Below are 12,729 nucleotides of genomic sequence, written 5' to 3' on the forward strand. Positions count from 1 at the left end.
GTTCGCCGCGTCGCTCTCGACGCGCGGCAAGTCCGGCGTCGCTCTCGCGGCCGTGCCGCCCGATGCCGTGCCGCCGGAGTTCGCCGCGGACATCCTTGTCTATGACGCGAGCGGCGCGGCCGACCCCGCGGCGCTCGAGGAAGCGTACGAATTTTTTCACGGCTTCATCCGCCATCTCGACGCGTGCGGGCGCATCGTCGTCATCGGCCGCCCGCCTCAGCTTCTGGGCGAGACGCCCGCGGCCGCCGCGGCGCAGGCGCTCGACGGCTTCATGCGCAGCCTCGCCAAGGAAGTCGGACGCAACGGCTCGACCGCGAATCTCGTCACGGTCGAACCCGGCGCCGAGGCGCGCCTTGGCGCGGTGGTTCGATTCGTCGCCTCCGAGCGCAGCGCGTTCGTCACCGGCCAGGCGTTTCCCGTTACCGTCACCGCGACGGCGGGCGCCGGCAAGGACCTGCACGATGTGAAACCGCTGGCCGGCAAGGTCGCCGTCGTCACCGGCGCGGCGCGCGGCATCGGCGCCGAAACCGCAAGGCGTCTCGCGGAAGAAGGCGCGACGGTGGTCGTCGTGGATCGCCCGGACGATTTGGCCGAAGCCGACAAAACCGCGAAGGCGATCGGCGGCGTGGCGTTCGCGCTCGATGTCACCGCGCCGGACGCGCCGAATAAGCTCGACGCGTATCTGCGCGAAACGCACGGGGGCGTGGATATCATCGTGCACAACGCGGGCGTCACGCGCGACAAGACGATCGCGAACATGAAGCCGGAGGCCTGGCGGCTGACCGTGGACGTTTCCGTCGGCGCGCCGCTGCGCATCATGGAAACGCTCATGAAGGGAACGCTGCGAAAGGGCGGGCGCGTCGTGTGCCTGTCGTCCATCGCCGGCATCGCGGGAAATCGCGGGCAGACGAATTACGCCGCCGCGAAGGCGGGCGTCATCGGTATGGTGCGGCATCTGTCCGCGCGGCTCGCGCCGGAGGGCACGACGGTGAACGCGGTCGCGCCCGGCTTCATCGAAACGCGCATGACCGCCGCGATGCCCGCGGCCAACCGCGAGGTCGCCCGCCGCATCGCCGCGCTCTCGCAGGGCGGGCAGCCGCAGGATGTGGCGGAGGTCATCACGTTTCTCGCGTCGCCCGGCGCGGTCGGCGTGACCGGCGCGGTGATCCGCGTCTGCGGCGGAAATCTTGTGGGAGCGTAAACACTCGTCGCGCAAATCGGCGCGCCGGCAGGGAAATGGTCGTAAAATTTCGAAAAGACCGCAGGAGGTGAGGGCGTCATGACCGCGAACACGCACGCCGAAAGCATACCGGGCGCGAAGATCAGCCCCGTGCCGTTTCTGGTGATTTTCTTTTTACCGATGACCGTTGTGACCGGATTCTACACCGGCGGATGGTTCACGTTCTCCACGGTCCTTTGGACGTTCGGCATCGTGCCGCTGCTCGACGTGATCCTCGGCATCGACAAGAAAAATCCGGAAGGGTTCGAGGAGGCCGACCTGGTGAACAACCGCACGTTCCGCTACATCACCTGGGCGTGCGCGCCGGTGCAGGTGGCGCTCACGTTCTGGGCGATGGGAGCCGTGTCGCATTACGCGCTGTCGTGGATCGAGATCGCGGGCCTTGCGGTGTCGCTCGGCATCACCGGCGGCACGATGGGCATCAACGTCTCGCACGAACTGATCCACCGCGACAACCGCTTCGAGCGGCGCCTGGGCAAGATGATGCTCTGGACCGTCTGCTACACGCATTGGGCGATCGAGCACGTCTACGGCCATCACGCTCACGTCGCGACGCCGAAGGATCCGGCGACGTCCTGGCTCGGCGAGTCGTTCTACCGCTTCTGGCCACGCACCGTAATCGGCACGTTCAAAAGCGCGTGGGAGATCGAGCTGCGCCGCCTCGCGAGGATGAAAAAGCCGGTGTGGTCGATCCACAACCAGATCCTGATGGGCGTCGTGTACGAAGCCGCGCTCGCCGCCGGCATCGGCGTCGTGTTCGGCCCGATCGCGCTTGGCGTCTTCCTCGTGCAGGCGGTCGTCGCGTTTTCGCTGCTCGAGGTCGTCAACTATCTGGAACACTATGGCCTGGTGCGCCGCGAGATCGCGGACGGCAAATACGAGCGCGTCACGCCGATCCACTCCTGGAACGCGAGCAACTGGATGACGAACTACTTCCTGTTCCACCTCCAGCGCCACTCCGACCACCACGCCGCGCCCGGCCGCCGCTACCAGATCCTCCGGCACTTCGACGAAAGCCCGCAGCTCCCCACCGGCTACGCGGGCATGGTGCTGCTCGCGCTCGTCCCGCCCGCGTGGTTCAAGGTCATGGACCCGAAGGTCAAACGCTTCCGCGCGATGCAGGATGCGTACAAGGCCGAAAGCGAAGAGGATTTCGCGAAGACCGCGCAGGCGTAGTCGCGATCCGCACGATGCGGTAGGGGCGCGAAACGTCGCGCCGCGTTCCTGGGAACGCCGAACCCCAGTTCGGCATAGCGGTATGGATCAATCAGCAGCGCGATGCGTGACTGACCGCTCCCTTACGGTCGCGGCTCTGATCGCCGCGGATTGGGCCTCACCGAGCGGCGCGACAATCCTCATTCTTCAATCCTCATTCTTCAATCCTCAATCTTCAATCTTCAATCCCTCAGCAGCCGCACCCGCCGCACGCGCCTCCGTCGTCATCGTCGTCATCGTCGTCCGCGTCCACCTCGTCATCGTCCGAGCCGCCGGCTTTCCCATTCGTCGTCACGTTGCATCGATCGGACAGGCACGCGGCGAATGACGTGCAGTCGTCCACGTTCGGATGGTCGATGCACTCGCGGATGCAATCCCACGGCCCGCTGTCGTCCTTGCACATCTCGAAGGCGGTCTCACCGTCGAGCGCCTCGCCCGAGGACATGATTGCGAGATCGCAGTCGGTGTAGATCGTCGTCAGCACGTCCGCGCACGGCTTCTCGCCGTCGTCGTCGTCTCCATCGTCGTCGTCATCATCATCATCGTCGTCGCCGCCGGTGCCCTCATCGACGCACTGGTCCTGCGTTTCGGAACACTCCTTGCCCGAGCCGCAAGGATCGCCGGAATGATTTGAGCACGAGCCGTTGCTGCACGTGTCCTGCCCGTTGCAGAACTTGCCGTCGTTGCACGAAGCGCCGGCGTTCGCGGGCGACCAGCTCGATCCCGAACTCGCCACGTTGCATTGCTGGCAGATGTCGTCCGGATTGACGTCGCCGTTGTCCCAGCATTGCCCGTCGATGACGCACCCGCTGCAGTTTGCGAATTCCTCGACGAAATCCTGGATGCTGTCGAGCAGCAAAACGCCGTGGCAGCTTCCGAGCGTCAGCACCGCGATCGTGTTGTACGCGCCGCCGCCGGCGTTGTGATAAATCGACGAGCCGCTCTGGCCTGGGATGCAGTAATACGGCCAGGTACCGAATTTGTAGTCGATCTGGATCATGCGCGAGTCGATGTCCTCAACGCTGTCTGTGTCCCACCACATCTCGTCGCCGGGATAGCCCGAATCGCTCGGGTAGCCCGCCGTATCGAACTGCCGGCTCGTGTACCAGGAATTCGAGTCATCGTGATACGCGCCAAGGAAACCCGTACCCGAATAGGGAGCCACCTCGATCACGCCCCAGTCGCGCGTGTAGTCGCTGAAATTCGACCAACTGCTGTTGGTCGCCCAGTTCACGGCGTAGCGCGCCTCGAACGGCTCGTTGTTCTCGTCGAGCCCGGGTATGACGATGATCTCCTCCGCGAGGCCGCCGCCGTTGTCGTTGTCCCAAACGCAGTGCCCCGCGGTGAGGACGGTGCGCGTATTGAAGATGAACGACCCGGAGCACGCGCCCCAGAAATCGCCGTTTTTCATGTAGAGCTTCACGACGGTGCTGTAGGGATATTGCGTCGTGTCGTCGATCTGCTGGTGTCCGCCGGCTTTCGCGATGTCCGCGGTTTCGAGCGGCGGATAGATCGGCCCCGCGTCGGGGAAAACGCGATCGACGGAGAGAGGGTCGTATCGATAAACGAGCGTCTCCGGTTCGAGCGCGATGCTCATTGGATCGACATCCGGAAAATCGATCGGTACGGCCTGCGCCTCGATGACGGCCAGCACATCCGGATCGACGCGATAATCGGCCACCGACGCCGCGTGCGCGCCCGAAACAAAAAAGCCCGTCGCAAAGGCGACGAACGCAAAAATCCCCACGGTTGCTCTTGTCCCTGGCCGCATGTCAAAACCCTCCGCTCGCCCCAAAAAATAGCAGGCAGTATTTTCCGGTGATTCGCGGGAAAGTCAAACGACTTTGTTCACGGCAAAGTATGTCCTGAGTGCAGCCGAAGGAACGCAAAGAAGGCAAACCGAAGATTTTTTCGCGATCTTCGCGCACTTCGCGTCTTTGCGGTGAAAATTGCGATGGCCTTCCAGCCTTCCAGTCATCTAACTTTTCAGCCTATGATGCGCACCCGGAGGGAGGGGCCGTATGCCCAATTTCATCATTGCGCCGTCGATTCTCTCGGCGGATTTTGGCCGGCTGGCCGAGGAGATCCGCGCGGTCGAAGCCGCGGGCGCGGACTGGATCCACGTGGACGTCATGGACGGTCACTTTGTACCGAACATCACGATCGGCCCGCCGGTCGTCAAATCGCTGCGAAAGGTGACGAAGCTCCCGTTTGACGTGCATCTCATGATCGAAAACGCGGATCGCTACATCCCCGCGTTCGCCGAGGCGGGCGCGGACATGATCAGCGTGCACGTCGAGACGGGCTACCACCTGCACCGGACGATCCAGACAATTCGCGCCGAGGGCAAGAAGGCGGGGGTCGTCATCAATCCGGCGACGCCGCTTTCCTCGCTCGACGAGGTGCTGCGTTTTGTCGATTACGTCCTGGTGATGACGGTCAATCCGGGATTTGGCGGCCAGAAGTTCATCGAAGGATCGGTCGAACGCATTGCGCGCCTGGCCGCAATGATTGACGAAAAGGGACTCGACGTTCTAATAGAGGCCGACGGCGGCGTCGGCGCGGACAACATCGGAGCGCTGGGGCGTGCCGGTTGCCGAGCGTTTGTCGCCGGCAACGCGATCTTTAATACGAAAGACTACGCCGCGGCGATCAAAGCGATGCGCTCGGCGTTGGCGAAAACCTGACGCGAAACCCGGGCCGGTTTCGCGGCGTCAAAGAAAATTGGCAACGCGGCGCGCCTCCCGAGCGCGTTTGTTTTTGGTGCGACGATCGACATTTCCGGGATGTGGCTCAGCCTGGTAGAGCACCTGGTTCGGGACCAGGGGGTCGCTGGTTCAAATCCAGTCATCCCGACTTCAGACGACGGCCCGTAAGTCCTCGGATTTACCGGCCGTTTTCCTTTTTGGGCGAAGGCTACGCCATCCACCCGGGCAACTTCGCCGCCTGCCGGATCCAGCTTGCCAGGAGCTTCTCGTCGAGCTTTTCGTTTTCGTGGATGTGGATGTAGCGCGTGTTCGCGTCCTTGGACTCCACGGGGGGAAGGGGATCGAGCGACGCGCCTTTGAAAAACGTCACCTTGATGTACTTCGTGAAGCAGTGGAACGCGAGGAACCAGCCCTGGCCCTCGACGCCGTAGAAGGGCGAGTTCCATTTGACCGCCTTGCGTACGCCGGGGACGGTGCGTTCGATGAGCGTGTCGAGCCGGCGCGCGGCGTCGGACTTCCAGCCTGGCGCCGCCGCGATGTATGTCTGCACCGGCGCGTCACCCTCGGCCTTGGCGATCTGCGGATTGCCGCCGGACAGCAATTTCACCGTTTTCGCTTTCGCCGCGCCGCTTCTCGCCATTTTTGCGTGGGCGTTTTTGTCCGTCATGGCTTTTGTCCCCCTCGCGGATTTCGCCGTCGGGCGGTTTTTCGCGACGGCCGCCTTCACGAGATCCTTGAACGCGCCCGCGTCGATTGTCTCCCCTTCGTGGATGTCGATCGCCCGCCGCGTGCCGCCGCCGAAACCGGCGTTGAACAAGCCCTCAGGGTCGTTTAGCGCGGCGCCGTGCATGAACGTGAGTTTCACCTTGTCCTTGTACGTCTCGCCCGTGCATACGAGACCGGAGTTGGACCACGCGATAACCCCGTCGGGGTTCGACGGCTTTCTCCACTTGATCTCTTCGACCATGTCGGGTGCGGCTTGCATGACGAGGCCGCGCACCCTCGCTAGCGTTTCGCTCCGCCAGCCGCCCGGTACCCGGAGCCTCGCCTGGATCTCTTTGGACGCGCCGCTGCGCTCTGACGACGCGGCGGATTTTTTCGCCAAGGACTTTTTTTCTGGCATCGCGTTTTCTCCAGGGATTGATTGAAAACCGCGCCGGTCACGACCGCGGCCGCGCCCCGCATTTTGGTTTTCATAAGCGCGTGGCCGCGCGATGTCGAGAGGGGGACCGTTGTCGCCGCGCGCCGGCCTCGCCTTGTTGTTCGATCACGACCGATGTGTTAGCAAGCCCACGAATCCCGACAGGAGTGCGTGATGGCGAAGGTCTTGCTGGCGAGCGTGATGCGGCCGTTCGGCGGGCCGGGGGAGGGCGACTCCGTCGGCGCCGAGCTGTTTCACGCACAGGTCACGCGAGCGCAAGGTCCGTTCAGCCTTCGTCAGACGATCCGTGTGTGGTCGCTCGACTACATCGCGGAAAACATCCAGGCGCCCGCGGTGGTGATGCACTACCCGTCGCGGCGCGAGTTCATCCGCGAGCTGCGCGCCGGCGACTACACGCACGTCGCCATCAACTTCGTCGTCGCCACGTTCCACAAGGTGCGCGCGATGTCGCGCCTAATCCGGGAGCATGCGCCGGGCGCCAGGATTATCCTTGGCGGCTACGGCACCGTGCTGCCCGACGATATCCTCGCGCCGTTCGCCGATGCGATCTGCCGTGAAGAGGGCATCGGCTTCATGCGACGGCTGCTTGGCGAAAACCCCGGTGCGCCGATCAAAAATCCGCACGCGCCCGTCCCGGCGACGTCCGTGCTGTCGTATCAGCGCGCGGCGGTCGTGGGGCACGTCACGAGCGGGCTGGGCTGCCCGAACGGCTGCGACTTCTGCTGCACATCGCACTTTTTCGAGCGCCGCTACGTGCCGATCTGCGCCACGGGGCGCGACATCTACGACGCGCTCCTTTCGACGCAGTCCCGCGCCGAGGCCGACGGTGTGCCGATGGACTCGTTTGTTATCATCGACGAGGATTTCTTCCTGCAAAAAAGGCGCGCGCTCGATTTTCTGGCGCGCGTTCGGGAGGGCGGACACTCGTTTTCGCTGATGGGATTCGGCAGCGTGCGCGGGCTCTCGCAGTTCACCGCCCGCGAGATCGCCGAGATGGGTTTCGACCTCGTTTGGAACGCCTTCGAAGGCAAGCGCGCCGGATACGCGAAGCAGCAGGGCCTGCCGATCGCCGAGCTCTACCGCGACCTGCGCGAGGTCGGCTGCGCGACGCTCACGTCGATGATCATCGGCTTCCCGTATCAGGACGAGGCCGAGATCCGCGCGGAGTTTGACGACCTGATGGCGCTCGATCCGGCGATGGTGCAAATCCTCATCTACTTCGCGTTTCCCGGCACACCGTTTCACCGGCAGGTCGTTCAGGAAGAACGCTACCGCGCCTTGTATCGCGACGCGCCGGACCTGCGCCGGTGGGACGGCTTCTCGATGCACTTCCAGCACCCGCGCTTCGCCAATCCCGGCCGCGTCGAGGAGATCCAGCGCGAGCTTTATCGCGCGGACTTCGCGCGTCTCGGGCCGACGCCGCTGCGCCTCGCGAAGTCCTGGCTTGCCGGATACCGCAACCTGCGCGGCGATAAAAATCCGCTCCTCGCCGCGCGCGCCGAGCGCCTGCGCGACAAGGTCCGTACGACGCTCCCGCTCACGCGCGCGGTGGAGCTTTTCGGATCGCCCGCGGTGCGCGAGGAAGCGCGGCGGATGCGCGCGGACGTCATCGACGCCACCGGCGCGATGAGCGTCAAGGAGCGCATCACGATGGAGGCAACCCCGGCGATGTATCTCGCGACGCGCGCGCTGATGGCCGCGCGATTTCTGCAGCAGCCGGGGCTGTTGCGCGTGGAGCACCGAATGGAAAAGTCGGGAAGTCCGGAAGTCCGGAAGTCCGGAAGGTCATCGCAACGCGCCGCGACGGTATCGACGCCCCCCGGCCACCACACGCTCGACGCGCTGCGTTTGCAGGGCGGGCGATTTACCGGCCTTGCGTCCGCGCTCGCCGAGAGTCTCGCCGACAACGCCCGCAATCTGGCAACGCGCGTGCTTGGCCTGGATGCGGGCGGCCGCGACGAACACGCGATGGTGACGAACCGCGATTGCGAGTTGGGGCCGTCGCTCGAGCGCGCATCGTCTTTTCCGGCACGGACGTAGACCCTTCGCTTCGCTCAGGGTGACAACTTCGCGCCGTTGTCATGCCGATTGCTTGTCATGCCGAGTGCTTGTCATTCTGAGCGAAGCGAAGAATCTCGCCGGCCAACCACGGAGGCCCTTCGCTTCGCTCAGGGTGACAACCGCGAACGAGTCGCGCCTCGATCCTCGATCCTCCGTGCTCAATCCTCGATCCTCAATCCTCAATCCTCAATCGTCGTTTACGCTTCTCTCCCGTCACTTCTCGCCGTAGGCTCGCCGCATGACGGCCATCTACATCGACGCCGACGGCTGCCCGGTCAAGGACGAGATCTATCGCGCGTCGGCGAAGTACAAGCTGACGGTGTTTGTCGTCAGCAACAAATTCATGAACACGCCGCTCGATGAACGCATCCGCTCCGTGATCGTCGAACGCGGGCCGGACGTGGCGGACGACTGGATCGCCGAGCGCGCCGGGCCGGGCGACGTGGTGGTGACCGGCGACATCCCGCTTGCGGACCGGTGCCTGAAACGCGGCGCCCGCGTCATCGACACGCGCGGCCGCGAATTCACCGGCGACACCATCGGCGGTCAGATGGCCACGCGCGATCTCATGGATCACCTGCGCATGGCCGGCGCCATCACCGGTGGCCCGCCGCCCCTGGCGAAGAACGACCGCTCGAAGTTCTCATCGAAACTGCACGAGACGATTCAGGCGGCGCTGCGCGAATCGTTGTGAGCTGTTCGTCGTGACCTGTTGTAGGAACGCCCTTCCAGGGCGCGATTTAAGCAGGCGGGACCCGCCTTCGCCAAGGCTTCGGCGCGCCCGGCTGCCTGCGCTCCCAGGGCGTCAGCGAGCGTCCGGCGGCGCGACGCGGTGCAGGATCTCGCCCGGATAGCGGTTCGTGGTCAGGGCGGGGAGCATGTCGTCTTGTCCCTTGAGGTGGTAGCCGAAAAACGCGGTGATGTAGCTGTTCATGATGTCGAACGCGAGCGCCGGGTCGATGTAGTCGAACGCCTCGCCGTCGCCGCCGCGCTTGCCCTCGCCGCATCCGTCGCCGGCGCCGGCGATCGTGGGAAACAGAAAGCACGCGTTGCTGAACGTGTAGTGCCCGGCGTCCAGGATCTCGATATAAACGCCGTCGGACGGATTGGCGCCGCCGTCTGACACCGGATGCCATTCATCGACGGTCCGATCCTCGCCGCCGGACATCAGCATCAGCGCCGCGTCCGAATCGAAATCCGCCGGATCGACGGGAAGGGCCATGTCGACGACCGCCCGCGCGCGACCGTCGGCCTGCGCCCAATCGAAAACGGTCCAGCCGCCGAACGAATGGCCGACCGCGCCGAGCGCGTGCGTATTCAGCCTGCCGGTGAAGAAGCCCTCGGGGTCGTTGGCGTTCAACCGCTCCACCGTATCGGCCAGGAACGCCATGTCGCCGATGCGCGCGTCGAGGGCGAACGGGTAATGGAGGATGCTGTAGATCGCAAGCCGATCCGGCAGCGTCACGAAGATCGCGTTGCCGATGTGATCCGCGGACACGACGACGTACCCGTGGCTCGCGAGATATTCCGCGAGCGTCCAATGCGCGAAACGCAGCGACTGGTTGCCGTGCGAGAGCAGCACGACGGGGAACAGGCCGCCGGTGGAATGGATCGGCGCGTTGAAGACCGAGCGCGTATTGTCGTTGACGTTGTCGAGTTCGTCGTCGCCGGCGCCGAGAAGCCCGAGCGCCGCGAGGATGAGGTCTTTCCAGTTCTCGAGAAACGACCCGACCGTATCAGGCGGCAGATTTTCAGCCGCGTTATCCGCCGGATACCAGATCTCCGTCAGCAGCGTCCTAAAGCCGCGCGAAGGCCCATCGACGCGCGACGTGTCCGTGAAGATGAATCGCCGGTTACCGACCAGGTACGGACCCCAGTCGGCGGGATCGTAAACGGCGTTTTCGTCGTCGTCCGCGGCGTCGTCGTCGGCGTCGTCGTCGGATACATCATCGTCCGTCGCGTCATCGTCATCGACGTCATCATCGTCGTCGTCATCGTCTCCGCCGCAGCCGGCCGTCGCCGGGATGAAGGCGAACGCGGCGAAGGCCATGGTAATAAGAACGATCCAGAATGCGTGCGTTCGCGCGGTCATGAATTTTTCCGGCAGCGAGAGGGGTTCGTGAGGTCTCGACGATTTCTATAGAAAAATGTCAATGAGGCAAGAGCGATGCAAAGCGATCACCCTTTTCGCAACCTCAGAATCCACCTCCGCCCGTTTTTCCCCTCCACCAAAAACCGCGCCGGCCGCCGATCCGGGTCAAGCAGAAATTCGGTCAGGTCGCGGGCGAAGGCTTCGGGCGCGTCGAGATGACTGAAGTGGCCGCAGCCCTTGTATTCCGTCAGCGTGATGCCCTCCGAGCGCTTGACGGCGTCGCGGCCGTGGCGCACCGGGATGACCGGGTCCTTCGTGCCCCAGAACAGCGCGACCGGCGGCATGCGTTCCACCTCCGCCACGCGGTGCGTCGTTTGCATGTATTGCCCGAACAGGTTGATGACGCCGTCCACCGTGCGCTGAAACGCGCGCGCCGATCCGGGGATGCGGCTCATCGCGATGAAGCGATCCTGCTCGTCGCGTTCCATGTTGCCGAAAAACGCGGGCGCAAGACGCACGTACGCCGGAATCGCGACGCGCATGACAACAGGCGTGAACATCGGCCCCAGCAGGGGGAAGGTCGCCAGGCGCATGGCCGGTGCGACGCCGCGCCCGAGCCCGCCCGCGGACACGAGCGCGAGCCGGTCGATGCGCTCGCGATGATCGAGCACCATCCACTGCGCGATGCCGCCGCCGTACGAATGCCCGCAGATATGCGCGGCGGGCACGCCGATCGCGTCCATCCACGCCGCGATGACGTTCGCGTACCACGGCAGCGTGTAGGGCGCGTCGGGCCGCCCGGAATAGCCGTGGCCGGGCAGGTCCGGCATCAGCACGCGAAAGTGCCGCGCGAGAAGCGGGGCGATGCGGCGGAAGGCCCGGTGCGTGTCCTGGATGCCGTGCAGGAGGATGAGCGGATCGCCTTCGCCCATCTCGCCCCAGGCGATGGTCGTGTCCGCGACCGCGGTTTCGTGCGCCTTGCCGATCGTTTCCATGCGTCACCTCGTGCCGCCATGCGGGCGACAACGCACATTAACAGAAACGAGCGGACAGCAGGCGCTCGTCGTCCAGCGTGAATCCCTTGACGAGATATTCGCGCAGCCTTTCCGTCGCCCATTGGCGAAATTGCGTGCCGCGTGGGGAGCGGACGCGATAACCGACGGCGAGGATTACATCGAGATCGTAGTGCTTAAGCGTGCGGCGCACCTGGCGGGCGCCTTCTTGGCGAACTTGTAAGTAATCCTTACAAGTTGCGGCCTCGTCGAGACTCATGCTCGCCGTAGATGCTTTTCAGGTGGAGCGTAATATTTTGGGAGGTGGTCTCGAAAAGCTCCGCCATCGCCGCTTGCGTCAACCACACGGATTCGTTTTCGAGGCGTACCTGAATGCGGCTGCCGCCGTCTTCGGTCCGATAAATGACCAGATCCGATTTGACGTCGGAACTTTCGGCGGGCGGTCGACTCATCGAGACCCTTACCGTTGCAACCGGCGCGCTATCGTGAACGTCCGGGCCAGGTCACGTTGCTTGCCGCGCCCAATCACGTCGCGGTCGAGCGGAAAAAGGGGATGTGGCATAGGGCCGAATCTATCGAAAAACGGCATCGACGCAATAGAAGCCGGGCCTCTCTTTCGCGCCGCGCGCGTGCGTTTTAGACTCGCCCGCGCATGACGACCTATCGCCCCAACCGGCCTCAACGCAGCCATCGCGGCATCTGGCTGAACATCCTCCTGAACATTTCGCTGCTCGGGTTTCTGATCTTCGTCGCGCGGCCGTTTTTGTCGTCGCTCGGGCCGTCGAGCGGCGCGGAAGGGCTTGTGGAGATCAAGGGCAACACCGCGATCGTGCCGGGTACGGATATCCGCGTGCCGGTATCGAAATCCGACGGCGTGACGCGCGTGATTTTCGTCGGTGCGCCGCCGCCGGGGTTTGCGTCGGACGACCCGTTCGCGCACGACATGGCCGGGCGCGCGGCGATGCAGGCGAAGGGGCTGACGCTTGAGGTCTTTCATCTAGCCGCGCCGGATTGGACGATCGGCGAACTTGCGCGCGTCGCCGCGACCGCCGCGCTGTTGAATCCGGATCTGCTTGTGATCTCGCCCGCCGCCGCGACGCCGCTCGTGCCGGCGGGCACGGACGAGGCCGCGCTTGCCGCATCGCTTGCCGATCTCTTGGCGCCGCGAACGACACCGCCGCCGCGCGAGGAATCGCCGACCGCGATGCTCGAGCGGCTCTCGCGCCCGCGCCGCCTGC

General features: G+C 64.6%; 10 protein-coding genes, 1 tRNA gene and 1 pseudogene. 7 read left to right on the forward strand and 5 right to left on the reverse strand.

Annotated features, from left to right (window positions below; all coding sequences use genetic code 11):
* Both K8I61_05675 and K8I61_05680 read left to right on the forward strand, forming a co-directional pair.
* A partial coding sequence (locus tag K8I61_05675; protein ID MBZ0271505.1) for a 3-oxoacyl-ACP reductase occupies positions 1-1,201 on the forward strand: 1,201 nt, incomplete at its 5' end.
* 78 nt (positions 1,202-1,279) lie between these two features.
* Positions 1,280-2,416, forward strand: coding sequence for an alkane 1-monooxygenase (locus K8I61_05680; protein MBZ0271506.1), 1,137 nt, complete (start codon positions 1,280-1,282; stop codon positions 2,414-2,416).
* A gap of 229 nt (positions 2,417-2,645) precedes the next feature.
* Here K8I61_05680 and K8I61_05685 read toward each other — a convergent pair whose 3' ends face one another.
* Entirely contained in the window at positions 2,646-4,202 is a 1,557-nt protein-coding gene (locus K8I61_05685; GenBank protein MBZ0271507.1) for a trypsin-like serine protease, read from the reverse strand.
* Positions 4,203-4,476: 274 nt separating this feature from the next.
* On the opposite strand from K8I61_05685, the gene rpe reads away from it, so the two are divergent.
* Together rpe and K8I61_05695 are read left to right on the forward strand one after the other, a co-directional pair.
* Complete coding sequence (gene rpe, locus K8I61_05690) at positions 4,477-5,142, forward strand: ribulose-phosphate 3-epimerase (protein ID MBZ0271508.1); 666 nt, start codon at positions 4,477-4,479, stop codon at positions 5,140-5,142.
* Between the two features lie 95 nt (positions 5,143-5,237).
* Positions 5,238-5,311 (forward strand) — tRNA-Pro (locus K8I61_05695).
* A 60-nt stretch (positions 5,312-5,371) separates the two neighbouring features.
* On the opposite strand, the gene K8I61_05700 is transcribed toward K8I61_05695, so the two are convergent.
* The gene (locus tag K8I61_05700; GenBank protein MBZ0271509.1) at positions 5,372-6,286 is read right to left on the reverse strand and encodes a DUF1801 domain-containing protein; all 915 of its coding nucleotides are present in this window, start codon (positions 6,284-6,286) and stop codon (positions 5,372-5,374) included.
* Positions 6,287-6,478: 192 nt separating this feature from the next.
* On the opposite strand from K8I61_05700, the gene K8I61_05705 reads away from it, so the two are divergent.
* Positions 6,479-8,365 carry a hypothetical protein gene (locus tag K8I61_05705; GenBank protein ID MBZ0271510.1) on the forward strand — a complete coding sequence of 629 codons (1,887 nt, stop codon included), beginning with the start codon at positions 6,479-6,481 and terminating at the stop codon, positions 8,363-8,365.
* 259 nt (positions 8,366-8,624) lie between these two features.
* Positions 8,625-9,080 (forward strand): YaiI/YqxD family protein, encoded by a 456-nt coding sequence (locus tag K8I61_05710; GenBank protein ID MBZ0271511.1) that lies wholly within the window; start codon positions 8,625-8,627, stop codon positions 9,078-9,080.
* 111 nt (positions 9,081-9,191) lie between these two features.
* Here K8I61_05710 and K8I61_05715 read toward each other — a convergent pair whose 3' ends face one another.
* The 3 genes and pseudogenes from K8I61_05715 to K8I61_05725 form a co-directional block, all read right to left on the reverse strand.
* Positions 9,192-10,478 (reverse strand): hypothetical protein, encoded by a 1,287-nt coding sequence (locus tag K8I61_05715; protein ID MBZ0271512.1) that lies wholly within the window; start codon positions 10,476-10,478, stop codon positions 9,192-9,194.
* Between the two features lie 86 nt (positions 10,479-10,564).
* Positions 10,565-11,473, reverse strand: a complete 909-nt coding sequence (locus K8I61_05720) for an alpha/beta hydrolase (protein ID MBZ0271513.1) — start codon at positions 11,471-11,473, stop codon at positions 10,565-10,567.
* 37 nt (positions 11,474-11,510) lie between these two features.
* Positions 11,511-11,943, reverse strand: a pseudogene (locus tag K8I61_05725) (virulence RhuM family protein).
* 200 nt (positions 11,944-12,143) lie between these two features.
* On the opposite strand from K8I61_05725, the gene K8I61_05730 reads away from it, so the two are divergent.
* On the forward strand, positions 12,144-12,729 hold a 586-nt coding region (locus K8I61_05730; GenBank protein ID MBZ0271514.1), incomplete at its 3' end, for a hypothetical protein.

This window comes from bacterium (assembly GCA_019912885.1).
Classification (GTDB): domain Bacteria; phylum Lernaellota; class Lernaellaia; order JACKCT01; family JACKCT01; genus JAIOHV01.